A 25,167-nucleotide genomic window follows, 5' to 3' on the forward strand; every position below is an offset into this window, starting at 1 on the left:
GGGGGGATTTTTGATTTCGGCCCATTCAGAAACAAATCCAGGTCATGCCCGCCAGCAAAACGAGAATGATCAGAAGGTCTCCCCAAACAGTGCAGACCGCCTTGGCATTAAGTCTGCCCGCCTCCATGGCGTTCCAAAGTTTTGATTGATAAACAGGCACCAACACCATCGCATAGCATGTGCACAAACAGACGAAAGCCGGCGGGACAAGCGCACATCCATCCTCATCCCAATCATGAATCAGTTCCGGTATACTCACCCCGCTGTCAATGTACAAGTATAATATACCCGCCAGCGGAATGAGCGAACTGATCTGCAGCTCGAAAAGTTTCACTTTCCACTCCCGTGCAAATGAAACAGCCCAAAGCCACCCCAGCGCATAAAATAAGAGAAGGAACAAAATCCCGAAAACAGCAAAAAAAGCGTCTTGCAGCGTGTTCATTACCATAATAAAAAGACTCACAACAGGCAATACGAGAAGCAAGCTGAAAACGGTAAACACGGTAACGGCTATTTGGGCGCACGCGCCGTATATCCACGAACCCAGTCTCATTTCATCACTCCTATATAGAAATTCTATGTATATAGTGAAAAAAATCAGGCAAGTCTCTGCCTGCCTGCGTAAAAACCCAATTTTCCGCAAAACGGAAAACAGACCGTCACAACGGCGCATACTGCCGCAAAACTCGGTGTGACCGCCGAAGGAAACAGCCCAGCCGGAACCAGATTGAACAAAAAGACAAACATAAAACATAGATTCGGCACCATTGAAGCCCATACCGTCCGCTCAGCAAGCTTTTTGCCGCCAGCCCCGAACTCTTTGCCAGCTTGATAGCCGATTTGGAACCAATACAGCACATAACCGATCATGATCAGCCATACTGACACGGAAATCCCTTTCCACAGCGCGTCAACAGCGGGATGAATTCTCCACGCGTGCATCATCGTAATCATCGCCCCCATCACAAAAAGACCGCAGTTGCAGAACAGATAAAAGAGCATAAAAGTCCGCGCGGGCACCGCCGAAGCTTTTTGAAAAGCAGAGATAATCTCAGACGGAGTCCCCACTTCCCGCAGAATAAGCGCCATCGCTTCGCTTTCGGTTTTGCCTTTTTCCAGATGATCACAAATGGCATGATGAATATGGCTTTCGATTTCCTTTAATAATTCACGGCTTCCGGCCTTGCCTTCCAGCCCTTTTCTGATTTCCTGCACATAAAGGTCCTTATCCATTCTGCCCGCCCCGCTTCAGCATCCGGTCCATCAAAGCAGAGAACAGATTCCATTCCTTCGTCCGTTCGGCTAGAATGGTTTTTCCTTCATCGGTGATCCGGTAATATTTTCGGTCCGGCCCTTTGGTCTGCTTTTCCCAGTAAGAAGAAATATAGCTTTGGCGTTCAAGCTTATGAAGCGATGGGTACAGCGTGCCTTCCTTCATTTGCAGTTCATTCCCGCTTCTTTTCTCCATTTCTTTCACAAGTTCATACCCGTACATGGGCCGTTCATTCAGGAGCGTCAGCACCAGAATGACCGTGCTTCCCTTTACAAGCTCCCTGTTGAGCATTTATTTTCTCACCCTTACCTAGTAATCTTATGTAGGTATTGTACGCACATCCCCTGCGGCTGTCAAATCATTCCTCCAAGCCTTCCGTATTGTGATTGGGAGAAAATCTAACTATAATGAGATATAAAACACTGATGGAGGCCATTGATATGTCAATGCACAAAGCACTTACTATTGCCGGTTCTGATTCCAGCGGCGGCGCGGGAATTCAGGCCGATTTAAAAACATTTCAAGAAAAAAACGTATACGGAATGACGGCTTTGACCGTGATCGTAGCGATGGACCCGGAGAACAGCTGGGATCATCAAGTATTTCCGATCGATGCCGATACGATTCGCGCACAGCTGGCGACGATTGTTGACGGAATCGGCGTAGACGCCATGAAAACGGGAATGCTCCCTACCGTGGAGATCATAGAGCTTGCGGCGAAAACGATTAAAGAAAAACAGCTGAAGAATGTCGTTATCGATCCTGTCATGGTCTGCAAAGGAGCGAACGAAGTGCTGTATCCGGAGCATGCCGAAGCGCTTCGCACCCAATTGGCGCCTCTGGCAACCGTCATCACGCCAAACCTGTTTGAAGCAAGCCAGCTGAGCGGTATGGATGAATTAAAAACGGTGGAAGACATGAAAGAAGCGGCCAAGAAAATTCACGAACTCGGCGCGAAATATGTATTGATTACAGGCGGAGGCAAATTGAAACATGAAAAAGCGATCGACGTGCTGTATGACGGAAAAACCGCGGAAGTATTAGAAAGCGAAATGATTGATACACCTTACACGCACGGAGCCGGATGCACATTCTCCGCCGCCGTGACGGCAGAACTGGCCAAAGGCGCTGAAGTGAAGGAAGCCATCTATGCGGCAAAAGAATTTATCACTGCGGCAATCAAAGAATCCTTCCCGCTGAACCAATACATCGGACCGACTAAACATTCGGCGATGCGTCTTAGCGGAAAATAAAATAAATATCCCCCTCATTACCCGAGGGGGATTATTTCATTTTTTTCGCGGATGACCGCAAAAACATCTCAATAGACTGCACAAACAGCGCATATTCCTTCATCTGTTCATATGTATGCATCAGCCGAGCACTCCATTCATTGTGCGGCTCAGCTCTCTTGAGCATGCGATTGAGCTGAAGCAATACTTCTTTATATTCTTCCCGCTTATCTTCCACTTGCTCTGCGGCTTTGACAAGTAAACATTTCGGCGTCATCTTCTGATTTTTCAAAACTGAGAAAACAACTCCTTTTATTCCTGGAATCATAGTCTTTCGTTTGAAGAATAGCACAGATGGCATAGGTTTCACATAAGAAAAAAGAACGATTTTCTACAAAAGTGTCCAAATTGAGCCATTTATTTCCGTTTTCCCTGCCGAAGTGACGGTTACGTCATCATTTCCCGGGAAAGGAAAATATCTGGCGCTGAATACCTCTTCTCCATCATTCAAAAACAATTCGATGGAGGATGAATCCAGAAAGAGCTGCACGGAATGCACCTCGCCGATAGCGCAGCTTCTCTTTTCTTTTTCTTCTCCGCTGAAAGCGGTGCGCTCCAGCACAGCCAGCCCCTCTTCCTGATGAAATACAAACCGGGCCGCACCCCGAATTGAGATTTCAAAACCGGATTCGCAAGTAATGTCTTCCAGCAGCACTTCAGCCCGGGACGCATCTTTCACCGGGAGGCTTACAGACGAACAATTCAATTGAAGCCGGCGCTTTTGTTCATCCGTGCGGCGTGATTTCATTTCCGAGAGCGGGCGCTGTATGATTCTGCCGTTGGACAGTGACAGCTGTCTCGGCATCGTTAAGCAGTGAATCCAGTGATACGCATGTGTCGGATGTTTGTCCTCATGCTGATCCGGAACGCCCATCCACGCAAACAGAATCCTCCGTCCCTTATCATCTTCCAGCGTCTGCGCCGCATAAAAATCAAATCCTCTGTCAAGCTCCGTAAATTCACCGTGCTTAAACTCTGGCGGCTCTGTATGCAGCCTGCCGAGGAAATAGCCCGCCTGGTGGCTGTTATGATATTTTATCCCGTCGGCTTCAAGCCCCTGCGGACATACGAGCAGCACGTCGATTCCGTCAAGGGAAAACAGGTCGGGACATTCCCACATATAGCCCAATGACCCGAGACCGCCGGAGTCCGCCCCCGCAATCGCACCGAGAAACGTCCAATCCGTCAAGTTCTCTGATGTGAACAATACAGCGCTTCCGGTGAGCTTTTCTGTCTGCGCGCCGAGCACCATGTAATACGCTCCGTCTTTCTTCCAAACCTTCGGATCACGGAAATGAGCGGTATAGCCTTCCGGGAGACGCGCGACGACTCCTTTTTTTTTAAATACGATCCCGTCTTCGGATACGGCGAGGCATTGATACGTTTCCCGATTGCCTTCTCCGTCACGGACATTGCCTGTGTACATCAGGCAGAGCCGCCCGTCTTTTTCGATGGCGCTTCCGGAATAACAGCCGTTTTTGTCATACCACTCACCCGGCGCAAGCGCGATTTCTTCCTCTTTCCACTCAACGAAATCCTTCGTCGTCACATGCGCCCAAAATTTCGCGCCGTGCCCCGTATGAAATGGCTGCCATTGAAAAAACAAGTGATATACGCCGTTCCATTGGATTACGCCGTTCGGATCATTTAAAAGCCCGACCGGCGGCATAATATGGTAGTTCTGGCGGTATGGATCTGACGCGGCTGTTTCCCCCCGCTTCTTTTTCGCTTCCTCAGCCTGCAGGCGCAGCTCTTGATCCGGTGTCCTCATTTGACGGCCTCCTTTTCTTTAGCTCCCATAATGTAAGCGGCAATAAACGCTGAGACAGAGGCGATGCCCATTCCGATCAGATAGTTTATAAGATTTCCTAAACCGAGCGGAGCCGTGATGGCAATCATCGGAATTCCGGTCAGACCGTAGGCATTGGCGGCGACACCGGTCACCACGACATAGGCTCCTCCCAGCGCTCCGCCGATCATTCCCGCGATAAACGGCTTGCGGTACCTTAGATTCACACCGAAAATGACTGGTTCGGTTACGCCGAGAAAAGCGGAAAATGCGGCCGGCAGAGCGATTTCTTTCATTTTCGCTTTTTTCGTCAGGAAAAATACAGCCAGTCCCGCCGCGCCCTGAGCGACATTCGCCATCGACCAGATAGGAAGGATATAGTTTCTGCCTAAATCAGCGATGAGGCCGGCCTCAATCGCATGAAAGCTGTGATGCACACCGGTAAGCACAATAAGCGGATAAAGACCGCCGAAAAGCAGTCCGGCAACAATGCCCGCATGATCATACACATATGTCAGCGAGACGGTAATGCCTGATCCGATCGTCCTGCCAAGCGGACCGATTGCGATAAAGGTGATAAATCCTGTGACAATCACCGTGACAAACGGCGTGACCAATAAATCGAATGCGTGAGGCACAATTTTTCTCGTGCCCTTTTCCACTTTGCTCATAATGTAAACGGCTAACAGTACGGGGATGACCGTCCCTTGGTAGCCGAGCAGCGCAATGTCGAAGCCGAAGAGCTGCATAAAATCAGGCGATGCATCCGCAAGCCCCCACGGATTCAAAAGCGCCGGATGGATCATAATTCCCCCGAGCACGGCACCGAGATAGGCATTACCGCCAAATTCCTTCGCCGCGCTGAACCCGATGAATACGGGCAGGAAGATAAATGCCGCGCTTGAAAACATGTCTAAAAGCTTAAACAGCGATGATTGTTCAGACACCCAGTGAAAAGCCTTCATCATGCCGAGCAGCCCCATTAAAAGTCCGCTTGCCACGATAGCCGGAATGATGGGAACGAATATGTTAGACAGTGTCTTCGCAAATCTTGCGGCCGGATTCAGCTTTTTTTTCGCTGCGTCCTGATGTGTCTCACGATCCTCCCGCCCCAAATCGGCTTCTTTTGAAAAAGCGTCATACACTTTATTCACGAGGCCGGTGCCGAATATAATCTGATATTGCCCCGAGCTGCTGAAAGCCCCTTTTACGCCTTCTATTTCTTCAATGCCGGCCTGGCTGATCTTCTGTTCATCTTGAATGACGAGCCTGAGCCGCGTCGCGCAATGTGTCGCGCTGATGATATTTGATTCCCCTCCGATATGTTTGATAAGCTGTTTTGCCGTTTCTTGATAATTCATGATGTATCCCCCTTTCTAAAATCAAAAAAGACCTAAAATTCGCCAACGAAAAAGGTCAGCATGATCCCTTTTTCATGTACGCAAATTTTAGGTCTTGCCTGCATTACCAGTCACAATCCCGCCGGATTCAGTTTTTTAATGCGCTTTCATTTTATTTCATGATAGCGCTTTCGTCAATATGTTTTCAAAAAAAAGTCTGTTTCTCGAAACAGACGCGTTATTCCGGGTTTTTTTGCAGACGCTGGACATGCAGCGTAATATAGCCGGCCTCGGATTCCGGCAGTTCCAAATCATATTCAGTTCTTAAAAACGCCGCCAGCTCAAGCGCACACCGATAAGCAAACGGATACTTTTTTTGGATGAAATAAAGCATCTCCTCGTCCATGGAATGGAGTGCTTCATTTGAGTCCAACCGGCTGACCGCATACCGTAAGTGCGTGACGAGGCGCTGATAGGAAATACTGTCTTCATCCACCTTCTGTTCGAAAAAGGATTCGATCTTTTCGATCATTTCTTTGATCATGGTTGTATGCTTCATCGCCGAATACATGCTTTTGGCATCCGCCTTGGCAGTGTGGATATGAAGCGCGATATACCCCGCCTCATCATCAGGCAATGATATACCGAGGGTTTGTTTCACGTGTTCAACCGCCCAGCGGCCGATCTCATATTCTTTTTTATAAAGCGCCTTAATTTCATGAAGCAATCGGTTATGCACCTGAAGGCCGTTTTGAATCCTTTCGATCGCAAAGGATAAATGGTCCGCCAGCGCAATGTGGATGTGATCGCTCAAAGGTGCCGCAAGCTCTCCCTCCGCATGGCTGATGATATCTTCAGCCGCCTCTATATGCTCTTCGGGAAGCGTTTCTAACACTTGTTTGAACTTTTCATTTTCGTCGTGCACGACAAATATTTTTTCAATTTTATGTTTTTGAATCACATCATTTTTTCTCTTTTGAAAAGCGATTCCGGGACCCATTACGATCTTTTCCCGTCCGTCTTCTTTTATTAACGCCGCATTGTTATTTAATACTTTGTCTATTCTCAAGAGGCTCGCTCCCGTTCTTATGTTTAGTGGGATTGTACCCTCTTTTTCATATGATGTAAAGGTGCCGGACCCGCGCGCTCCCGTTTCGGCAATTCTTTGCGGACAGGCATCCATCGGTTTTTATCCAGCCCGCCGCAGGCCGATTTCGTTTCATCGGTCAAATCCGCCGATCGGACACGGCTCACAAACGAAAAAGCCCCAGCCGTCCGCTTCGCTTTCTTATAATAAGCCGCTTGGTTTCCGTACACGGCGGCTAATGGATATCTTCCGTTACCCGGCGCCATCCAGTTCATCAGAAAGACCATCCACACCCGTAAAGATACTAGCAAACGTTTCATTGCAAATCATCCCTCCGCTTCTTTTTGACAGACAGCTTGTTCGCAGGCCTGTTTTTCTCTCCGCTTTAACGGAAAAGGCGGCCGATCCTTCTCCGCTAAAAACTAGCGGGTCTAGCAACCCTATGACTCTATGATAGACGCGGCCGGGCGAATTGTTTGTCACAATATGAGTGAAAAAACAAACTAGTTTTCAGAAGTTTTGTTGAAAGCTGATGGAAATGACCTGAAAAATGGAAAAGCCGATAAAAAAGTTATACACACCTTATCCCTTGGTTAAGCACAGCTTAAACACAGGGTATATCCACATATCCACAAACTCGATCTATATTTTGTATAGGAACACTCGTTCCCAACAATATATATACACAAATTTATTCAGTTATACACAGGATTCTGTGTATAACTCCCTCCTTATTCACAGACCAATTTCCATAAATGAGTCATATGTCACAAGGATTATTTTGAATTTTCAAGAAATATATACTAGATTTCTAATTTAGATAAAGAAAAAGGGGGAAACACGATTGAAAAAAGGAATCATCCGTTATCTGCTTCCGGCTTTTGTCTTATCCTTTACCTTATCCACAAGTTCACAGGCTGCGCCGGCTTCAAAACCGCAAACTCCTGATCTTGAAAAGGCTGAGGTGTTCGGTGACATTGATATGACCACCGGCAAACAAACGACAGTCATCGTGGAGCTGAAGGAAAAGTCACTGGCGGAAGCAAAGGAACTCGGCAAAGCACAGACAAAAAGCAAGCTGAAAAGCGAACGCGCAAAAGTGAAAAAGAAAGCGCTCAAAACTATTAAACACGGAAAAATCAACAGGGAATATGAGCAAGTGTTTTCCGGCTTCTCCATGAAACTCCCGGCAAATGAAATCCCCAAACTGCTGAGTGATCAGGATGTCAAAGCGGTTTATCCGAATGTCACCTATCATACCGATCAGCTCAAAGATAAAGACATCACCCTATCTAAGGATGCCGTGTCTCCGCAGATGGATGACAGCGCGCCTTATATAGGGGCAAATGACGCGTGGAAGCTCGGCTATACGGGTAAAGGCGTCAAGGTTGCCATTATTGACACCGGTGTCGAATATAAACACCCTGACTTAAAGAAAAATTTCGGACAATATAAAGGATACGATTTTGTGGATAACGATTACGATCCTGAAGAAACGCCGTCCGGTGATCCAAGAGGCGCGTCGACTGACCACGGAACCCATGTCGCGGGCACGGTAGCGGCAAACGGAACGATCAAAGGCGTCGCGCCGGATGCTACACTCCTTGCCTACCGTGTGCTCGGTCCGGGCGGAAGCGGAACAACGGAGAACGTCATCGCCGGCATCGAACGCGCCGTACAGGACGGAGCGGATATCATGAACCTTTCTCTCGGCAATTCTGTGAATAACCCAGACTGGGCGACAAGCACGGCGCTTGACTGGGCTATGTCAGAAGGCGTCACGGCCGTTACATCAAACGGAAACAGCGGGCCGAACAATTGGACCGTCGGCTCTCCGGGAACGTCCAGAGAAGCCATCTCCGTCGGAGCGACCCAGCTGCCGCTGAACGAGTACGCCGTGTCCTTCGGTTCCTATTCCTCAGCGAAAGTAATGGGCTACAACAAAGAAGATGACATAAAAGCACTGAATAAAAAAGAAACAGAGCTCATAGAGGCGGGTATCGGCGAGCAAAAGGATTTTGAAGGCAAAGATCTGAAGGGAAAAGTCGCTGTCGTCAAACGGGGCAGCATCGCCTTTGTGGATAAAGCAGACAACGCCAAAAAAGCGGGCGCGATAGGTATGGTTGTGTATAACAATGCCCCGGGAGAAATTGAAGCCAACGTACCGGGCATGTCCGTGCCGACGATTAAGCTTTCATCAGAAGACGGCGAAACACTCGTCAGCCAATTAAAAGCGGGCGGCACAAAAGCGACATTCAATTTATCCGTGGCTAAATCGCTCACTGAACAAATGGCAGACTTTTCGTCACGCGGTCCGGTTATGGACACGTGGATGATTAAACCCGACGTCTCCGCTCCCGGCGTAAACATCGTCAGCACCATTCCGACCCATGATCCGGCCGACCCGTACGGCTACGGATCGAAGCAGGGAACGAGCATGGCTTCCCCGCATGTAGCCGGCGCAGCTGCCGTCATCAAGCAGGCCAAACCGAAATGGAGCCCGGAACAAATAAAAGCCGCTCTCATGAACACGGCCGAAACCTTAACGGACGCGGACGGTGACGTATACCCGCATAATGCGCAAGGCGCCGGAAGCATCAGAATCATGAAAGCGATCAAAGCAGACTCCCTTGTCACCCCGGGAAGTTATTCTTACGGAACGTTTATGAAAGACAAAGGCAATGAAACGAAAAAAGAAACCTTTACGATTGAAAACCAATCGTCCATCAGAAAATCATATCAGCTCGAGTACTCTTTCAACGGCACGGGCATTACCGTTTCGGGCACAGACCGGGTCGTGATCCCCGCTCATCAAACCGGAAAGGTCAATGCGAAAGTAAAGGTCAATGCCAAAAAAGTAAAGGCAGGCACCTATGAGGGAACCGTCACAGTGCGAGAAGGCGGAAAAACAGTCGCAAAAGTGCCGACGCTGCTGATTGTAAAAGAGCCGGACTATCCGCGCGTGACGTCAATCGACGTGCAGGACGGCACAACGCAGGGAACCTACCAAATTGAAACCTATCTTCCGGCGGGAGCCGAAGAGCTTGCCTTCCTTGTATATGACAGCAATCTTGACTTTGTCGGCCAAGCCGGCATCTACAAAAAGCAGGATAAAGGCTATCAATATTTCGACTGGAACGGCAAAGTCAATGGTGACAGCGCACTGCCGGCAGGAGAATATTATATGCTGGCCTATGCCGCGAACAAAGGGAAATCAAGCCAGGTGCTGACTGAAAAACCTTTTATCATTGAATAACCGAACAACCCTGCTGGAGCATCAGCAGGGTTTCTTTCTGATCATTCGGCAAAAGCTTCACGAAGCAGCCGGTATGACTGAAGTTTATCTTCAAAATGATGAGTAATGGTTACAGCCATCACTTCTTCCGTTCCGTATGCTTTACTGAGAGCCAGAATCTGTTCTTTCACTTGCGGCTTCGTTCCGATGATCATTCGATTCCGATTATCGGCAATTCGTCTTTGTTCATACGGTGTATACGTATTTCCGCGGACGGTTTCGTAAGACGGTACGCCGTGAAGCGGAATCCCCTGTTCACCCGCAAGCAGCGTATAATCCATGACGGCCGCGAGTTCCTCCGCTTTCTCCTCCGTGTCCGAGCACAGCACAAACACAGCCACGGCCGTTTTTGGTTCTTTTCCTAATGCGGAAGGTTTAAATCTGCGCTTATATTGTGCTGTCGTGCTTTCTCCGCCTTCTCCATTAATAAAATGGGCAAACATATAGCCTGCTCCCATTTCTGCGCTCAGAAGCGCGCTTTCCCCCGAAGAACCGAGAAGCCAGACTTCCGGCGCCGTCTTAATAAGGGGTGATGCGGTCAGATTCGGAAAACGGTGATTGTCATCAGCTGTATCATGCAAATACATCGCCAGCTCACGAAGCTGCTGCGGATATTGATCAGCATTCCGCTTCCCGCCGTCATTCAGCGCCCATGATGCGATCGGCATTCCGCCCGGCGCCCGTCCCAATCCGAGATCGATTCTGCCCGGCGTCAACCCTTCAAGCACGCGGAAATTCTCCGCCACCTTATATGCGCTGTAATGCGGAAGCATGACACCGCCCGAGCCTACACGAATCTCATTCGTTTTCGCCGCAATATGGCTGATCAGCACTTCAGGGCTTGAACCCGCCAACCGCTCTGAAAAATGATGCTCTGACACCCAAAACCTCTTATATCCGAGCTTTTCCGCCTCCTGCGCCAGTCTTACTGTATTCCGCAGCGCGCTTTCCGCGGAACTCCCTTCTGATACAGGAGATTGATCTAATATGCTTAATGAAATCATCACTGTCACCTCATCAACATCGTACCACTGCTAAGCCGTTTTTTCTTTCTGTATGCTTATAAGCATCCCTGATGATAAACATATATATACCTTGTTCCATTTTGTCGAAATATGTTACACGTGAAACATAAAAACCTCTCCCGGTCAGGAGAGGTTTTTTCTTAATTCTTTTGAAAACCTTTATCTTTTACATATTGATTTAAATAGGTTCTCGGTTTTTGTTTCATGAACTGCAGGATTTGATCAGACCACGTTTCAACCCGCTTGCCGTTTGTCCGTTTATCATAATAAGCGGAAATGGTTTCATCATATTCCTTCATATAACTGCGGAAGTGTTCTTCATTCGTATCGTACGTGTTTTCATGATATACGGCTTGTTTCGGCAGGCGCGGCTTTTGACCGGACGGATGAGCGGGATGACCGACTACCAAGCCGAACAGCGGCAGCACATGGTCAGGTGTACCAAGCACTTCTGTCACCTGATCAAGTTCATTTCGAATGCCTCCGATATAACAAATGCCAAGTCCCATTGATTCCGCGGCAACACTTACGTTTTGTGCGGCAAGTGCGGCATCAATGACGCTGACCATAAACATTTCCGTATTCTCAAGAAGCTCGGTAATATTTTCGCCTTTTTCCTCAGCAAGTTTTTTATGGCGGTACAAATCAGCGCAAAACACAAACAAGTGCCCGTTATTCTCGACATAAGGCTGGTTTCCGGCCAGTGCCGCCAGCTTCCGCTTTTTCTCCTTATCGGTTACGCCGATGATGGAGTAAGCCTGCACGTAACTGGACGTTGACGCCGCCTGGGCGCTTTTCACTAATGTATCTATCTCTTCTGCTGTCAGAAGCTCGTCAGTAAATGATCGGATCGACCGATGATTAAGTATGGTTTCGATGGTATTGTTCATATAAAAGCCTCCTTCTCTCTATATCATATCCGAAAGGGAATCATGTCAAAAGCGAAATGCTCTAAACAAAAAAAGACAGCCCGAAAAACGAGCCGTCTCACATTAAGAATTGAACAAGTAGCTTTTATATTTCGTCAGCTGCACACTTGCGTTATATACGATCCCGAAGCTGATTAATGTAGAAAGCACCGAGCTCCCCCCATAGCTGACAAACAGCAGCGGAATACCGGTAACCGGCATAATGCCGATATTCATCCCGATGTTCTGGAAGGTGTGAATCACGATAAGTGCAGTAAATCCTACGCAAAAAAACGCACCAAATCGGTTAAACGCATGCAAGCGGTCAATCAGCACCACAAGTCTGTAAATTAAAAAGAAAAACATGACAACCGCAATGGCGCAGCCTAAAAATCCAAAACTTTCACCCAAAATCGCAAAGATAAAGTCGGTCTGTCCCTCAGGTACGTACACCTTCAGATTATGAATGCCGTTTCCGGTAATGCCGCCCGATCCGATCGCCATAACGGCCTGATCCACCTGCCAGCTTTTATCGCTCTCTGCCTGAGTCGTTGCCGCACTGGAGTCAGACATCCACGATGTAATCCGGTTAATTTGATAATCCGCAATGCCGATTGAATTCGCCACATGGGGAAATTCAATCACGAGAACTAAGAAAAGGCCAAGCACAAGTGCTGCCGAACCGCCGATAATGGTGATCAGCTTCCAGTTTACACCTGACATAAACACCATCACCATAACGATAAACAGACAGATCGCACCCGTTCCGGCATCCTGTAAAACGATCAGCCCGATCGGAATGACCGTCCATGCCGCAATTTTCAAAAGCAGATTGACATCTTCCCGAAGTGATCTTTGATCTTTCGGGCCCGCCTTCGATATAATGGACGCGACCATCATCATAATTCCTATTTTCGTAAACTCAGAGGGCTGGAGGGTAAAGCTGCCGATTTTAAACCAGCTCTTCGCTCCGTTTTTAATCGGCGCGATGGATTCCGGCGCCACACGTAAAAGGAGCAGCGACAGCACGCCGGCAATTAACACGTACAGACTCAGTTTTTCAAGCTGCTCTAAATCAAAATACATGATACTGACCATGAGACCGGCTCCGATGACATAAAAGACGATCTGTCTCATCCAGGCATCACTTCCGTACTGCCCGAACTGTCCGGCCGCATAAATCGCCGCAACACTAATTATTAAAAACACACCAAATATAAAAATCAAATCCCCCTGATAATAGGGATTTTGCTGTTTCTTATATCGACTCATTCTATCCCGCCTTACATTTTCATCGGAAGTCACTATTGTTTATTATACATGAACACCGTTCAAGAAAACATGATGAGGTTGCTTCCTTTTTATTTTTTACGGTTTGGGGACTACACGACATATGACGTGTCAGAAAAGGAAATGTTTCGGTCATGATGAAACTTTTCCGATAAAAAACCCCTTCTCGTCAGAAAAGGGGTTTCAGCCTATGTTTAACGTCATAAACAAGCTGTTCGGGTCCTCTTTATAATGTGCAAACGGATCACAATATTGAAACCCGGCTTTTTCATACAGGCGTCTGGCGGGGAGAAAAGCCTCCATAGAACCGGTTTCCAAGCTGATCCGCTGATAGCCCCGCCGCCTTGCTTCTTCAATCATATGGCGGAGGATCCGGTTGGCTGCACCTTTTCTGACATGATGCCGAGAGGTTTTCATTGATTTGATCTCACCGTGCCGGCTGTTTAGCTCCTTTAAGGCACCGCAGCCGAGCAGGATGCCGTTTTCCCTCGCACTCCAAAACGTAACGTCAGGCTGACGCAGCCGGTCCGCATTGAGCGCATGTATACTTTCCGGAGGAGAATGCATGGTCATGCTCTTCAGATGATCCTGCAAAAGCGCAATGACATCCGGCGCTGTGACATCTTCTTTCCTTACGTCCACTTCAAACCACCCTTGCTGTGCATGTTTCTTTGACCATAGCAAAGGTTCACAGCCTGCGCCATTCCATTGTCCGGAAATGTGACAGGGTATTTGGCCTTTCCGGTTTCTTGTACCTATCCAAAAATGAGGCAATAGTTGCAATACATTTCTCGAAAAAGCGGTATCAAAAATTGGAAAACATGGTATAATAATTGTAACAAAATGTTCAAAAAACGACCACAAAACAGACACATTTCATTCTCTGTATTTCATTTTGGAAACGCTCCCATAAAATGAAAGGAGACATGTAAGATGGACATGTTTTTTGCTTATTTACTGGTCGCAAGCGCAACACCCCTCTTTATCTGGCTGGATAACAAAAAAGTCGCTCTTTCGGCCATACCGCCAATTATTCTCATGTGGGTTTTCTTCTACTTTTACGCAACCAGCAGCCTATCCCCTCTCGGCCACACACTCATGATCATCCTGTTTGCCGTCAACGTCATCGTTGCCCATATCGCTGCCTTTATCATTTACGGCCTTCCGCGCTTGCGCCGGAGAAGAAGCCAATAAAGGCACAAAAAACCCTCTTCGCCTGAACGAAGAGGGTTTCTTTTTATTCCTGATGTTCGGAATGATGCTTCGCACCGCCAGGAGGGTTTCCATCCATATGGTCACCGTGATGGTAGTGCGCCGCAAAGATCCAGATGGAACCAAGGATGATAACAATCGCTCCGAAAAATCCGAAGAGCGTGTTTCCGACTTGAATTCCGCCGTTTTCGCTTTCTGTCATGTGCATGAACATGAGAAGCTGAAGACCGGCTTGGATAAATGCGAATCCGAAAATGATCCAGAGTTTTGCTGATGGGCTTAATTCCGTATATACTGCAACCCAAAGGGCCAGCAGGGTCAGAATAATAGACAACGCAAAACCTACGATATGCTTCCACGGAAAGTGGCTGTGTTCAGCAGATTTGTTTGCCATATTATAGTCCCCCCAATCCGATGAGATAGACGCCTGTAAAGATGAAGATCCAAACAACGTCTAAGAAGTGCCAGTATAAACTTGAGATAAAGATTTTTGAAGACGTCTGCGGCGTTAATCCGCGTTTCTTCAATTGCAGTAAGATGCCGGCAATCCAGAAGATACCGATCGTTACGTGCGTTCCGTGCGTTCCCAGAAGGACGAAGAATCCAGACCAGAAAGCACTTGTACCGAGAGATGCTCCTTCATGTACATAGTGGATGAACTCGTTAAGCTCACATCCGACGAAGCCCGCGCCGAGAAGAAGCGTAATGATCGTCCAAATGACGACGCCTTTTAAACTTCCGCGACGCATTTCATGAACAGCGATCCCGCAGGTGAAACTGCTGATCAGAAGCAGGAATGTCATGATCATGACAAGCTTCACTTCAAATAATTCAGCCGGTAAGACTCCTCCTGCTGTTCTTCTTTGAAGAACGAAGAAGGTTGCAAATAGTGTTGAGAACAACACAATCTCTGCCCCTAAAAAGATCCAAAACCCGAGAATATTGAGTCTGCCGGTTTCAGATTGATATTCCATAGGCGCGTTAGAATTGCCGTGTTCTGCATGTTCCATAAATCACGCCTCCTTTATTCGGAAATCTTTCTTTCCGTCTCTTTTATTTCTTCAACAGGTATATAGTAGCCATTGTCATATTCAAATGAACGAAGCACCATGCAAAGCAGAATGCCGATCAAGCCGACAATGCCCATCCAGAACCATTCAAATACAAGTCCGAAGCCTGCAATACCGAACGCCACTGACATAATAAGCGGTCTTCCGGAGTTGTGCGGCATATGGATTTTCTTGAACTTGCTTTCCGGATGAATATCCGTTTTGTCTTCTTTCAATTGCAGGTACGCATCTTGAGATTTCACTTCAGGAAGCACCGCAAAGTTGTAATGCGGCGGAATCGCAGATGAAGTCGCCCACTCAAGCGTACGTCCCACGCCCCATGAATCTCCGCTGATCTCGCGAGTAGAGTAGCGGAAGCTGTAGTAGATGTTGTAGCAAAGGATTAAGAATCCGACACCCATCATGAAGGCTCCGACAGTTGAAATAAAGTTTAATGCAGTCCATCCGTCATTCGGTCCGTAAGTGTAAATACGGCGAGGCATACCTTGCAGCCCCAAGAAGTATTGAGGGAAGAAACATACATTAAATCCGATCATAAAGATCCAGAAGAACCATTTTCCGATTCTTTCGTTCAGCTTGTGGCCGAACATTTTCGGATACCAGAAAATAAATCCTGCGAAACATGCAAATACCGTACCCGCGATCAGCACATAGTGGAAGTGAGATACGAGGAAGTACGTATTATGGTATTGATAATCGGCTGCAGCCATCGCAAGCATAACCCCTGTTACCCCGCCGACAACGAAGTTCGGGATGAACGCGAGCGCCCACAGCATCGGTGTTGTAAAACTGATCCGGCCTTTATACATCGTAAAGAGCCAGTTAAAGATTTTAACCCCGGTCGGAACCGAAATCGCCATCGTTGTAATCGAGAAGAAAGAGTTAACAGACGCACTGTTCCCCATTGTGAAGAAGTGGTGAGTCCATACAAGGAAACTCAGGACGGAAATGGCGATAATTGAGCCGACCATCGCTTTGTAACCGAATAACTGCTTTCTTGCAAACGCTGAAATAATTTCAGAGAAAATACCGAATGCCGGTAAGATAACGATATATACTTCAGGGTGTCCCCAAATCCAGAACAAGTTAGCCCAGAGCATCGGCATACCGCCGGCTTCCAGCGTGAAAAAGTGAGCGCCGAACAAACGGTCAAATGATAACAGCGCCAATGCCACTGTCAAAACAGGGAAGGCGAATACGATAATAACCATTGTAATCAGCGTCGTCCATGTGAACATCGGCATACGCATCAGCGTCATGCCTTTCGTACGCATTTTCAGGATCGTCACCATAAAGTTGATACCCGTCATCAGCGTACCGATACCGGCAATCTGAAGACCGAGCAGGTAGAAGTTCTCACCAGGCCCGGGACTCATGTCGTTGCTTGCCAGCGGCATGTAACTCGTCCAGCCTGCGTTCGGAGAACCTCCGATAACGAAAGAAATATTGAAAAGCATCGCACCTACGAAGAACGTCCAGAAACTCAGGTTGTTCAAGTAAGGGAATGCTACGTCGCGCGCACCGATCTGCAAAGGTACGACAACGTTGATCAGACCGATTAAAAACGGCATCGCCATGAAGATAATCATGATCGTACCGTGAGTCGTAAAGATCTCATTATAGTGGTTTGAGTCTAAAAAACTGTTATTAGGAAGCGCTAACTGGGCGCGCATCATCAAGCCGTCGACCCCGCCGCGGAACAGCATGATAACAGCAGAGATAATGTACATGATTCCAAGTTTCTTATGGTCTACAGACGTAAGCCATTCAGACCAGAGCCACTTCCACTTTTTGAAGTATGTGAGTACAACGATGATAGCAATAGTGGAAAGCGCAATGGAAACTTGTGCGCCCAGAATTAATGGGTCACCTGTTACAAAAAATTCATCCCATCTCAATTTCATTCGGGCTTCCTCCTTTCTTGTTCAATTTCAATCTTGTTTATCGTCGGATACTTTAAATTCGTTTTTCTTTACATTTTCCCACGGATCTGTTTTAGAGTGCGGTGATACGGCTTTGTAGCCAAGGCGTTTGCGCGCCTCCATCGCATATTCGGCATCTTGGCCGTGGTCAACGTATTTTAAGTGTGTAGAAGAGAACGTTAATTTACCGACATTCTCCGGAAGCATCAGTTCGTCATACTTCTCTTTCGTCAGCTTTGGAGAATCGCTTTGGGCTTTTTTCACCCAGCTGTTAAAGTCTTTTTGCGTAACAGCTTTTACGTTGAATTTCTGGTCGGCAAAGTGTTCGCCGGTGAAGTTCGCGTTGCGGCCTTCATATGTTCCCACTTTGTCAGCCTGTAAGTATTGATCCATCAGCATTCCCGCCATCGCGTATTTTTGTCCCCCAAGCTGAGGAATCCATAGCGATGCCATTGAATCGGCTGAAGAAATTTTAAATAAAACCGGACGGTCTACAGGAATGTTCAGGTAGTTAACCGTCTCAATATCCTGCTCTGGGTAGCTGAATACCCATTTCCAGTCTACCGAAGTAGCATAAACAACAAGAGGCTCTTTATCCTTTGTCGCTTCAGGCGCTTTTTCTAACGAATATATCGTCTGTACGGTAGGCACAGAAAGTGCAATAACAATTAAAATTGGGATCACTGTCCAGACTACTTCTAAGAACGTGTTGCCGTGCATCTCGGGCTTGTAATTTCCGCTGTCTTTGCCTTTGCGGTCGCGGTATTTCACTAAAATGATTGTAAATAGTACGAAAACGACGCCGACAATGAACAGCATAAATCCGATTGACAAGAGAATCAGATCTTTCTGCTGGTCTGCTACAGGTCCTTTCGGATCTAAAACGGAAATGTCGCTGCATCCGCCCAGTACGAAAACAACAGCCAACATCGCTAATAAAAGTAACGGTTTAAATGCTCTGAACAAGAAGATCACCATCCTTCCTATTGATGTAGTGAATCTGAAATGTACTTTCTCAAAATCTTTTCTCTATCTACCTTGTTATGCTATCAAAATCTGCCCTTATTAGCTTTATTTTTTTCTAAAGTTCATCTTTTTTTCGACCTAATGTCACAAAATCGTCAAAAAATGCATGAACTTTTTCCACTTGCGCAAACCAAACATAAAAAGTTTTAGATCATTTAGCATATATAGAGAAAAAAGATAGTGAGAACGAATAATACCAAATAAAGGTTTACCATAATAAAAAACGCTGGTCAACAAAAAGTTTCATTTTGTTAAACATTCTACAAAAGAAATATTTTTTCCTTTGCTCACACCTTTTCACACGGTTTCCATTTTAACGCAACGCATTATGAAAAAAAAGACCGGAACGCGCCTTGATATGTTCATTATAAAAAACGCATTCATATGTTTAATATGGACAAAACGAAGGAAACATATAGGCATAAATAATAAAAAATAGGAAGTGATATTTATGGGTTTTATCGTATCTCTGATTGTCGCTATTATTATCGGCTGGATCGGAAGTTTATTTGTAAAAGGCAGTATGCCCGGAGGAATCATCGGGTCAATGATAGCCGGTCTGATCGGCGCATGGATCGGGCACGGACTGCTCGGCACATGGGGTCCTCACCTTGCCGGCTTTGCCATCATTCCGGCAATCATCGGAGCTGCGATCGTGGTATTCTTATTCAGCCTGATCGCCAGAAGCAGAGGATAAAAAAAAGCCTCGTCCCTTATGGGATGAGGCTTTTTTCCGGTAGAGCGCCCAAATGGCGGATAAGGCGCCGGAAAGCCGCTCTGCCTTCTTCTGTCTGTTTAAAGACGCCGGCATGCTCCAGTATCCGCGCAAAGGCATGGCCGATTTCCTCTTTCAGAATCTGTTCCGCGTTTTCTTTCGTTACCTTCCGCTTATGCAGCACACTGAGCGCCCAATCTTTATGCTTTGCCGCAGAAGGGTCTGCCGTTAAGACCGCTTCCGGGTCCGGTGAGCACAGCGCTTCAGCCGTGTATTTCATTTCTTGTTCAAGGCGGCCCGGCAGAATCGCAAGCCCCATTACCTCAATCAGTCCGATATTTTCTTTTTTCAGGTGATGAACTTCCTGATGGGGATGAAAAATTCCCAGCGGATGCTCATCAGAGGTGCGGTTATTTCTGAGGACGAGATCTAATTCGAATAAACCGTTTCTCCGCCGGGCAATCGGCGTAATTGTATTGTGCGGTGTTTCTCCTGAACAGGCGAGGAGATCAGCCGCCTCATCGGAATAACCGCGCCATGCCCGCAGGATGGCATCCGCCGCGCCGGAAAGCTCAGACGCGCTCTCGCTTTGCAGGCGGATGACCGACATCGGCCACTTCACAATTCCCAACACCGTTTTCGGATAGTCAGGCAGCTTGTACCGGCTTTCTGTCTCCGCCCGCGCCATCGGGAATTCATAATTGCCCCCCTGAAAATGGTCGTGGCTTAAAATACTGCCGCCGACAATCGGCAGATCAGCATTGGAACCGAGAAAATAATGAGGATACTGGCTGACGAACGACAGCAGCCGGTCAAACGTTTTTTTGCTGATCTTCATCGGTTCGTGCCGGTCTTTCAAAACGATGCAATGCTCCCGGTAATACACATACGGAGAAAATTGCAGAAACCACTGCTCATCGCCGAGAATTACCGGAATGACACGAAGGTTTTGACGCGCCGGGTGATCCGGTCTCCCCTCGTACCCGACATTTTCTTTACAAAGAACACATCTCGGATAATCGGATTGAGACTGCTCTTTGGCAGCGGCAATTGCTTTCGGATCTTTTTCCGGTTTTGAAAGGTTGATCGTGATGTCCAGCTTTCCGTAAGCCGTCTCAGCCGTCCACCCGACATTCCGCTGTATTCTATCCGAACGGATATAATACACATCCTCTGAAAATCGGTAAAACGCCTTTGTCGCCTGCTCCGGCCCGTGCACCGCCTTTGTTTCTTCAAAACGACGGACAATCTCGGACGGCTGCGGGGCAAAGCAGCCCATGATCTTCGCGCTCAGCAGGTCGCGATAGGTGTCTGTATCGGCTGCAATCCGGCCCGTTTCTGCCGCCCATTCATAAATCGGGGCCAATATGTCCGGCAATGATGCCGCCGATTCATTTTCTTTCTGTTCTGAAACCTCCGGATGGGTGATATGCAAAGCTTCATATAAACGGTTTCTTGTATATTCAATATCAAGATAGGAAATCAGCTCTTTTTGCAATCCGTACCGGATTAAACGTTCCACGTGCCGCTCAATTGCCATCGTCATCCCCCTTTAGTTCTCTCGCTCCGGCTCCGACATCCGCCGTGTAAAAGTCAGCTTTTCTCCCTGTCTTTTCCTCATAGCGGGCCCCTGCCGTTTCAATAAAATCCGAAACCGCATCGTCCTTGACGATACTGACCGTACAGCCGCCGAAACCGGCTCCCGTCATCCTTGATCCGATCACCCCGCCGTGGCGCCAGGCCGCTTCAGCCAGTGTATCCAGCTCATGACTCGTCACCTCGTAGTCATCGCGTAAAGAGAGATGCGAATCCCTCATTAATTCACCGATATGATGAAGCTGATTGTTACTGAACATGTCGGCGGCCTCTATTGTGCGGTGATTTTCATAGACGGCGTGTTTCGCTCGGCGTCTGTTCACTTCATTCTGAATCAGCTCCGCATGGGCGTCAAAAGCGGAAGGGGTCAGATCTCCCAGTGATTGAACGGAAAGATGCTTCTGAAGATCACAAAGCCCTTCCCCGCACTCCTTGAGCCTCGTATTATAGCCTGAGTCTGCAAGCGTTCGTTTTTTATTGGTATTTGCAATAACGATCGACAGCCCCGACAGCCCGAGTTTTGTATATTCAAAGCTGAGCGTCCCGCAATTCAGCAGAATCGCATGATGTTTCTTTCCCATTCCGATGGCGAATTGATCCATCATTCCGCAGCTGACGCCGATAAAGGAATTTTCTGCCGTCTGAGCGAGCTTCACCAAGTCGAGCATATCCGCCTCAAGCTCATGGCATTCCTTGAGAATGACCGCCGTGACAAGTTCAATCGAAGCCGAAAATGACAGCCCCGCGCCGTTCGGGATGTTTCCCCAGAACACAATATCGAAGCCGTGCGGAAGGGAAAAACCGCTGCCGAGACATTCCGCCATGACCCCTTTCGGATAATTGGCCCACCCGTCCTCTTTTTGATAACGGATATCATCGAGACTGCATTCCTTTATGCCTGCCTCTTTAAAATTATGAGAGTACATTCTGACGAGCCTGTCCCCTCTCTCCCGGACGGCTGCATATGTACCGATCGTCAGCGCGCACGGAAAGACGTGGCCCCCGTTATAATCCGTATGCTCTCCGATGAGATTCACTCTGCCAGGCGCAAAGAAAATGCGCAGGTCCTCCGATTCCCCGAATACATCAGCAAACGCTTTCTTTATTTTGTGCTTCATACGCATCCCCTTTCACCATTACACTTTCCCCCGGGGCGCGGAAAGAAACCGTTATGACACGCCCTCTTCTTTCGCTTTTCTGAAGACAATCCACTTGCTGGCCGCATAGTTGACGACTACGATAATGACGTTATCGGCGATTTTCGCCAACGTTTCGTTCATATGAAATTGACTGACCAGAAGAATCATCATGGCGAGATCGATGGCGAGAGACAATACCCGCACGCTGAAAAAGGCCGTCAATTCTTTCATCAGACTCCGCATCCCCGCGGTCTTTTGCTGAAATACATACAGTTTATTCGTAACATAAGCAAATAGAACGGACAGAATCCAAGCAGCGACGGTCGCCGCCTTGTAATCCATCTCAAATGCCGACGTCAGAATGTAAAAACTGACGATATTCACGATGGTCGTGAATATCCCCATAATGATATACATCATAATTTCTCTGTAGCGCATGGCAGTTCCTCGCTTTCTGAAAGACTTTTCTAAACCTTTTGTCAAATCAAGAAGAACGTTACCCTGATTTTCTGCCGCTGACAAAAACATAGAGCGCTTCAAACATGCTGCGGAAAGTAACCGGCCTTCCGAGCACATTGGATTGCTTAATCATCCCGTCGATGAGCGCGCACATCATTTTAGCGGTATGCTCGGTATCTATATGGTCTTCTATTAAATTTCTCGATTTGAGCCAATTTATGTACATGGTGCTTTCTTCTATCCATAACTTATAAAGACGGATATAAGCTTCATATTCACTGACGACTTTGTAATTGGGCATATGAACGGCAAAAGACACAACATTCCAGGCAGGCTTGCTGTTTACAAACCGCATCAACAGGCTGGCCGCGCTTACCGCAGCTTCACAAAGCGTCAACGGCCGCGCTGTTTGCTTTTCTAATTCGTCGAGATAGCCAGTGATAATCCTTTTTTTAATCTGACGCCTGTCTAACAAATGCTTCAGAAAATCTTCCTTACTTTCAAAATGAACGTAAAACGCGCCTTTGCTGAAACCCGCCGCTTTACTGATGTCATCGATTGAGACTGAATCGTAAGCTCTTTCAATCAGGAGATGAAGGCCTGCGTCAATAAAACTTTCAAATGTTTCTTCTCTCTTAATTTGAAATTTGTTTTTTTTCATTTTTTACCCCAGCTGTTTGATCATTCACTTTATCTTACACCGAATCATTCTTTTGCGGTATTTTTTATGCAAAAAGAATATGCTAGTCGACGCTTTGAGGGTAAATATTAATAGGTCATATGATTTATTTTTATTTGCATACTATCCAGTCAGTATTTATTTGTTTATTATTATATGTAAGAATTCTTGAAGGATTTTGGTTATTTCAGTCATTTTCTTAGGGAATAGGTAGGTGAATTCATCTTCAATTTGGGATTACCGGCCAACTATGTGTGATATTTGTTATACATTGGCTGCTGTAGTTGGGCAAATCAATTTTTCAATTGGAGGTTCTTATGAAAACTCATGTAATGAAAGATATAGATCAAGATTGGCAATTGTTAATTCAAGAGGCTAGAATCATGGGTTTGCACATTGACGATGTGAGGCGCTTCTTAAATACTGAAAAAGCGGTGAAGAAAAAAACACCAATGAAAAACACCATCCGCCAGCGGTAAGATTACAGGCGGATCCTTTTACTATATGACCTGCCACAGTCCGCCCGCACCCGAGTTTTCAAAGGAACATCCGCAATAAGAGGGGAATCAGAGAACAAACCGTATACCGGATAACCATTCCCGTCCGCATTCCGCAATTGAACAGCCAAACATGGTGATATGAGATCCCCCCGCTGCATATCTTGTGTATATGCCCATTTATGAGGTGATACACAGATGGATACGAATCCCTATTATGATGAAAAACAACAGAACTACTACGAAGGCCTGAATCCTTATTTATTGAACAAAATAGACGAAAACTGGCGGACAGTGCTTGATGTCGGCTGCGGCACAGGCAATTTAGGAGCGGCGATCGAAGACCGCGGAATAACGGTTTACGGCATTGAAGCGTATCCCGAAGCCGCAAAAAAGGCGGAAAGCAAATTGAGCCACGTGCTTTGCGGCGACATTGAATCCGCCATTCTTCCGTACGATTCAGAGCAATTCGACTGCATGCTGTTCGGAGACGTTCTGGAGCATCTTGTCGACCCGTGGTCCGTGCTGAAAAAGCTTCGTCCTTATGTAAAAAAAGACGGCACGGTGCTTGCATGCATACCGAATGTCGGCCACATCTCAGTGGTGCTGGAGCTTTTAGCCGGCAAATGGACTTACAGTGACGCCGGATTAATGGATCAGACCCACCTGCGTTTTTTTACCCGTGAAGAGACGCTTTCATTATTTAAAGCCGCCGGCTATGAGGTGAAACGCATTGAGGCGATCCGCGTTGATCACCCCTCTTATCACAAAGCCATCGCATCATTGCACGAAGTATGCGTACAGCTTGGCATAAGGCATGACTTTATGACAGAAGCATCGGCGTATCAATATGTGATTGAGGCCGAGAGGAGCATGTAATGGATTCACATTCATTTCTGTTTGTCGTCTGTGTGAATGACGAGCCGCTCTACTCCCGGTGCAAGAGCCATATCATGCAGCTTACCGTCCCCCCTTCATACTCCGTTGATATCATGCCGATATACGATTCAGCAAGCATGGCCTCGTCCTACAACAAAGCGCTGAGACATCCCTCCAAATATAAAATTTATCTGCATCAGGATACCTTTATCATTCATCAGCATTTCCTTCATGACATGCTTCATATCTTTCAATCTCATCAGGAGCTCGGCCTTCTCGGTGTCGCCGGCTGCAAAACCCTGCCGCCGAACGGCATTTGGTGGGAAAGCGGACAGCGGATGGGAAAAGTGATTGAATACCGGGGGAATGCTTATCACCCCTTGGACTTTGAGCACGGTGATGAAGACGGCCTGTTTATGCCCGCTGCCGCCATTGACGGCTTGTTAATGGCGGCTCAATATGACGTGGAGTGGCGGGAGGATTTGTTTCGCGGCTTTCATTTTTACGACACATCACAGTCGCTTGAATTTCAAAAACACGGATATCAAGTCGGCGTCGCCTGCCAAAAAGACCCTTGGTGCCTTCATTTTTGCGGCGACTCATTTGACGCCGCGGCATATGAAGCGGACAGACAAACATTTGTCAAACACTATATGGCAAAGCCCTCTCGCTGA

General features: G+C 47.2%; 27 protein-coding genes. 7 read left to right on the top strand and 20 right to left on the bottom strand.

Features of this window, described 5'->3' with window-relative positions; translation table 11 throughout:
* Positions 1–25: 25 nt before the first annotated feature.
* From NYE62_RS19420 to NYE62_RS19430, 3 genes are read right to left on the bottom strand one after another with little or no spacing between them, the layout of a single operon-like run.
* On the bottom strand, positions 26–553 hold the full coding sequence (locus NYE62_RS19420; RefSeq protein WP_144664808.1) for a hypothetical protein: 528 nt from the start codon (positions 551–553) through the stop codon (positions 26–28).
* 44 nt (positions 554–597) lie between these two features.
* Entirely contained in the window at positions 598–1,233 is a 636-nt protein-coding gene (locus NYE62_RS19425) for a permease prefix domain 1-containing protein (RefSeq protein WP_132105616.1), read from the bottom strand.
* Positions 1,226–1,564, bottom strand: coding sequence for a PadR family transcriptional regulator (locus NYE62_RS19430; RefSeq protein ID WP_007614551.1), 339 nt, complete (start codon positions 1,562–1,564; stop codon positions 1,226–1,228). The genes NYE62_RS19425 and NYE62_RS19430 overlap by 8 nt, the downstream gene beginning before the upstream one ends.
* A gap of 149 nt (positions 1,565–1,713) precedes the next feature.
* Between NYE62_RS19430 and NYE62_RS19435 the strand changes: the two genes are divergently transcribed.
* A complete protein-coding gene (locus tag NYE62_RS19435; RefSeq protein ID WP_199022237.1) occupies positions 1,714–2,526 on the top strand; it encodes a bifunctional hydroxymethylpyrimidine kinase/phosphomethylpyrimidine kinase in 813 nt (270 codons plus the stop codon).
* Positions 2,527–2,557: 31 nt separating this feature from the next.
* Here the strand turns inward: NYE62_RS19435 and NYE62_RS19440 are convergent, their stop codons facing one another.
* The 5 genes from NYE62_RS19440 to NYE62_RS19460 all read right to left on the bottom strand — a co-directional run bounded on the left by NYE62_RS19440 (position 2,558) and on the right by NYE62_RS19460 (position 7,101).
* Positions 2,558–2,782 carry a hypothetical protein gene (locus NYE62_RS19440; protein WP_032863870.1) on the bottom strand — a complete coding sequence of 75 codons (225 nt, stop codon included), beginning with the start codon at positions 2,780–2,782 and terminating at the stop codon, positions 2,558–2,560.
* A 114-nt stretch (positions 2,783–2,896) separates the two neighbouring features.
* Entirely contained in the window at positions 2,897–4,336 is a 1,440-nt protein-coding gene (locus NYE62_RS19445) for a sucrose-6-phosphate hydrolase (RefSeq protein WP_342497131.1), read from the bottom strand.
* On the bottom strand, positions 4,333–5,715 hold the full coding sequence (locus NYE62_RS19450; RefSeq protein ID WP_342497132.1) for a sucrose-specific PTS transporter subunit IIBC: 1,383 nt from the start codon (positions 5,713–5,715) through the stop codon (positions 4,333–4,335). Before NYE62_RS19450 ends, NYE62_RS19445 begins: the two co-directional genes overlap by 4 nt.
* A gap of 217 nt (positions 5,716–5,932) precedes the next feature.
* Positions 5,933–6,763 (bottom strand): transcription antiterminator, encoded by an 831-nt coding sequence (locus tag NYE62_RS19455; protein ID WP_015418481.1) that lies wholly within the window; start codon positions 6,761–6,763, stop codon positions 5,933–5,935.
* A gap of 23 nt (positions 6,764–6,786) precedes the next feature.
* A complete protein-coding gene (locus NYE62_RS19460; RefSeq protein WP_342497133.1) occupies positions 6,787–7,101 on the bottom strand; it encodes a hypothetical protein in 315 nt (104 codons plus the stop codon).
* A gap of 524 nt (positions 7,102–7,625) precedes the next feature.
* Here NYE62_RS19460 and NYE62_RS19465 point away from each other — a divergent pair.
* On the top strand, positions 7,626–10,037 hold the full coding sequence (locus tag NYE62_RS19465; RefSeq protein ID WP_342497134.1) for a S8 family serine peptidase: 2,412 nt from the start codon (positions 7,626–7,628) through the stop codon (positions 10,035–10,037).
* A gap of 41 nt (positions 10,038–10,078) precedes the next feature.
* Here NYE62_RS19465 and NYE62_RS19470 read toward each other — a convergent pair whose 3' ends face one another.
* The 4 genes from NYE62_RS19470 to NYE62_RS19485 all read right to left on the bottom strand — a co-directional run bounded on the left by NYE62_RS19470 (position 10,079) and on the right by NYE62_RS19485 (position 13,941).
* Positions 10,079–11,080 carry an LLM class flavin-dependent oxidoreductase gene (locus tag NYE62_RS19470; RefSeq protein WP_342497135.1) on the bottom strand — a complete coding sequence of 334 codons (1,002 nt, stop codon included), beginning with the start codon at positions 11,078–11,080 and terminating at the stop codon, positions 10,079–10,081.
* A gap of 161 nt (positions 11,081–11,241) precedes the next feature.
* Complete coding sequence (gene nfsA / locus NYE62_RS19475; protein ID WP_007407708.1) at positions 11,242–11,991, bottom strand: oxygen-insensitive NADPH nitroreductase; 750 nt, start codon at positions 11,989–11,991, stop codon at positions 11,242–11,244.
* A gap of 102 nt (positions 11,992–12,093) precedes the next feature.
* The gene (locus NYE62_RS19480) at positions 12,094–13,281 is read right to left on the bottom strand and encodes an FtsW/RodA/SpoVE family cell cycle protein (protein ID WP_144664800.1); all 1,188 of its coding nucleotides are present in this window, start codon (positions 13,279–13,281) and stop codon (positions 12,094–12,096) included.
* Positions 13,282–13,482: 201 nt separating this feature from the next.
* Positions 13,483–13,941 carry a GNAT family N-acetyltransferase gene (locus NYE62_RS19485; protein ID WP_144664799.1) on the bottom strand — a complete coding sequence of 153 codons (459 nt, stop codon included), beginning with the start codon at positions 13,939–13,941 and terminating at the stop codon, positions 13,483–13,485.
* 291 nt (positions 13,942–14,232) lie between these two features.
* On the opposite strand from NYE62_RS19485, the gene ywcE reads away from it, so the two are divergent.
* Positions 14,233–14,493 carry a spore morphogenesis/germination protein YwcE gene (ywcE, locus tag NYE62_RS19490; RefSeq protein WP_003150937.1) on the top strand — a complete coding sequence of 87 codons (261 nt, stop codon included), beginning with the start codon at positions 14,233–14,235 and terminating at the stop codon, positions 14,491–14,493.
* Between the two features lie 43 nt (positions 14,494–14,536).
* On the opposite strand, the gene qoxD is transcribed toward ywcE, so the two are convergent.
* Genes qoxD through qoxA form a run of 4 tightly spaced genes read right to left on the bottom strand, consistent with a single transcriptional unit; the run spans position 14,537 to position 18,478 of the window.
* Complete coding sequence (gene qoxD / locus NYE62_RS19495; protein ID WP_007407711.1) at positions 14,537–14,905, bottom strand: cytochrome aa3 quinol oxidase subunit IV; 369 nt, start codon at positions 14,903–14,905, stop codon at positions 14,537–14,539.
* Position 14,906: 1 nt separating this feature from the next.
* Entirely contained in the window at positions 14,907–15,521 is a 615-nt protein-coding gene (gene qoxC / locus NYE62_RS19500) for a cytochrome aa3 quinol oxidase subunit III (RefSeq protein WP_003150930.1), read from the bottom strand.
* A 14-nt stretch (positions 15,522–15,535) separates the two neighbouring features.
* Positions 15,536–17,485 carry a cytochrome aa3 quinol oxidase subunit I gene (gene qoxB, locus NYE62_RS19505; protein WP_012118743.1) on the bottom strand — a complete coding sequence of 650 codons (1,950 nt, stop codon included), beginning with the start codon at positions 17,483–17,485 and terminating at the stop codon, positions 15,536–15,538.
* A gap of 27 nt (positions 17,486–17,512) precedes the next feature.
* A complete protein-coding gene (qoxA, locus tag NYE62_RS19510) occupies positions 17,513–18,478 on the bottom strand; it encodes a cytochrome aa3 quinol oxidase subunit II (protein ID WP_012118744.1) in 966 nt (321 codons plus the stop codon).
* A gap of 502 nt (positions 18,479–18,980) precedes the next feature.
* Here qoxA and NYE62_RS19515 point away from each other — a divergent pair.
* The gene (locus NYE62_RS19515) at positions 18,981–19,226 is read left to right on the top strand and encodes a GlsB/YeaQ/YmgE family stress response membrane protein (protein ID WP_003150926.1); all 246 of its coding nucleotides are present in this window, start codon (positions 18,981–18,983) and stop codon (positions 19,224–19,226) included.
* Positions 19,227–19,242: 16 nt separating this feature from the next.
* Here NYE62_RS19515 and galT read toward each other — a convergent pair whose 3' ends face one another.
* The 4 genes from galT to NYE62_RS19535 form a co-directional block, all read right to left on the bottom strand.
* Complete coding sequence (gene galT / locus NYE62_RS19520; RefSeq protein ID WP_144463824.1) at positions 19,243–20,784, bottom strand: UDP-glucose--hexose-1-phosphate uridylyltransferase; 1,542 nt, start codon at positions 20,782–20,784, stop codon at positions 19,243–19,245.
* On the bottom strand, positions 20,774–21,958 hold the full coding sequence (locus NYE62_RS19525) for a galactokinase (RefSeq protein WP_342497136.1): 1,185 nt from the start codon (positions 21,956–21,958) through the stop codon (positions 20,774–20,776). Before NYE62_RS19525 ends, galT begins: the two co-directional genes overlap by 11 nt.
* Positions 21,959–22,009: 51 nt before the next feature.
* The gene (locus NYE62_RS19530) at positions 22,010–22,396 is read right to left on the bottom strand and encodes a GtrA family protein (RefSeq protein ID WP_029325749.1); all 387 of its coding nucleotides are present in this window, start codon (positions 22,394–22,396) and stop codon (positions 22,010–22,012) included.
* Positions 22,397–22,475: 79 nt separating this feature from the next.
* On the bottom strand, positions 22,476–23,099 hold the full coding sequence (locus NYE62_RS19535) for a TetR/AcrR family transcriptional regulator (protein ID WP_144463822.1): 624 nt from the start codon (positions 23,097–23,099) through the stop codon (positions 22,476–22,478).
* A gap of 335 nt (positions 23,100–23,434) precedes the next feature.
* On the opposite strand from NYE62_RS19535, the gene NYE62_RS19540 reads away from it, so the two are divergent.
* From NYE62_RS19540 to NYE62_RS19550, 3 genes are all read left to right on the top strand, one after another.
* Positions 23,435–23,596 (top strand): anti-repressor SinI family protein, encoded by a 162-nt coding sequence (locus tag NYE62_RS19540; protein WP_003150917.1) that lies wholly within the window; start codon positions 23,435–23,437, stop codon positions 23,594–23,596.
* Between the two features lie 216 nt (positions 23,597–23,812).
* Positions 23,813–24,493, top strand: a complete 681-nt coding sequence (locus NYE62_RS19545) for a class I SAM-dependent methyltransferase (protein ID WP_085341605.1) — start codon at positions 23,813–23,815, stop codon at positions 24,491–24,493.
* The gene (locus tag NYE62_RS19550) at positions 24,493–25,167 is read left to right on the top strand and encodes a glycosyltransferase family protein (RefSeq protein ID WP_095352554.1); all 675 of its coding nucleotides are present in this window, start codon (positions 24,493–24,495) and stop codon (positions 25,165–25,167) included. The genes NYE62_RS19545 and NYE62_RS19550 overlap by 1 nt, the downstream gene beginning before the upstream one ends.

Source organism: Bacillus sp. FSL K6-2861, from assembly GCF_038630725.1.
GTDB lineage: Bacteria > Bacillota > Bacilli > Bacillales > Bacillaceae > Bacillus > Bacillus velezensis.

Bases quoted from the DNA above. Each gene is read 5' to 3' on its own strand.
- NYE62_RS19420 (WP_144664808.1), bottom strand. From the start codon at position 553: ATGAGACTGGGTTCGTGGATATACGGCGCGTGCGCCCAAATAGCCGTT.
- NYE62_RS19425 (WP_132105616.1), bottom strand. From the start codon at position 1,233: ATGGATAAGGACCTTTATGTGCAGGAAATCAGAAAAGGGCTGGAAGGC.
- NYE62_RS19430 (WP_007614551.1), bottom strand. From the start codon at position 1,564: ATGCTCAACAGGGAGCTTGTAAAGGGAAGCACGGTCATTCTGGTGCTG.
- NYE62_RS19435 (WP_199022237.1), top strand. From the start codon at position 1,714: ATGTCAATGCACAAAGCACTTACTATTGCCGGTTCTGATTCCAGCGGC.
- NYE62_RS19440 (WP_032863870.1), bottom strand. From the start codon at position 2,782: ATGACGCCGAAATGTTTACTTGTCAAAGCCGCAGAGCAAGTGGAAGAT.
- NYE62_RS19445 (WP_342497131.1), bottom strand. From the start codon at position 4,336: ATGAGGACACCGGATCAAGAGCTGCGCCTGCAGGCTGAGGAAGCGAAA.
- NYE62_RS19450 (WP_342497132.1), bottom strand. From the start codon at position 5,715: ATGAATTATCAAGAAACGGCAAAACAGCTTATCAAACATATCGGAGGG.
- NYE62_RS19460 (WP_342497133.1), bottom strand. From the start codon at position 7,101: ATGAAACGTTTGCTAGTATCTTTACGGGTGTGGATGGTCTTTCTGATG.
- NYE62_RS19470 (WP_342497135.1), bottom strand. From the start codon at position 11,080: ATGATTTCATTAAGCATATTAGATCAATCTCCTGTATCAGAAGGGAGT.
- nfsA (WP_007407708.1), bottom strand. From the start codon at position 11,991: ATGAACAATACCATCGAAACCATACTTAATCATCGGTCGATCCGATCA.
- NYE62_RS19480 (WP_144664800.1), bottom strand. From the start codon at position 13,281: ATGAGTCGATATAAGAAACAGCAAAATCCCTATTATCAGGGGGATTTG.
- ywcE (WP_003150937.1), top strand. From the start codon at position 14,233: ATGGACATGTTTTTTGCTTATTTACTGGTCGCAAGCGCAACACCCCTC.
- qoxD (WP_007407711.1), bottom strand. From the start codon at position 14,905: ATGGCAAACAAATCTGCTGAACACAGCCACTTTCCGTGGAAGCATATC.
- qoxC (WP_003150930.1), bottom strand. From the start codon at position 15,521: ATGGAACATGCAGAACACGGCAATTCTAACGCGCCTATGGAATATCAA.
- qoxB (WP_012118743.1), bottom strand. From the start codon at position 17,485: ATGAAATTGAGATGGGATGAATTTTTTGTAACAGGTGACCCATTAATT.
- NYE62_RS19515 (WP_003150926.1), top strand. From the start codon at position 18,981: ATGGGTTTTATCGTATCTCTGATTGTCGCTATTATTATCGGCTGGATC.
- galT (WP_144463824.1), bottom strand. From the start codon at position 20,784: ATGGCAATTGAGCGGCACGTGGAACGTTTAATCCGGTACGGATTGCAA.
- NYE62_RS19525 (WP_342497136.1), bottom strand. From the start codon at position 21,958: ATGAAGCACAAAATAAAGAAAGCGTTTGCTGATGTATTCGGGGAATCG.
- NYE62_RS19530 (WP_029325749.1), bottom strand. From the start codon at position 22,396: ATGTATATCATTATGGGGATATTCACGACCATCGTGAATATCGTCAGT.
- NYE62_RS19535 (WP_144463822.1), bottom strand. From the start codon at position 23,099: ATGAAAAAAAACAAATTTCAAATTAAGAGAGAAGAAACATTTGAAAGT.
- NYE62_RS19540 (WP_003150917.1), top strand. From the start codon at position 23,435: ATGAAAACTCATGTAATGAAAGATATAGATCAAGATTGGCAATTGTTA.
- NYE62_RS19545 (WP_085341605.1), top strand. From the start codon at position 23,813: ATGGATACGAATCCCTATTATGATGAAAAACAACAGAACTACTACGAA.
- NYE62_RS19550 (WP_095352554.1), top strand. From the start codon at position 24,493: ATGGATTCACATTCATTTCTGTTTGTCGTCTGTGTGAATGACGAGCCG.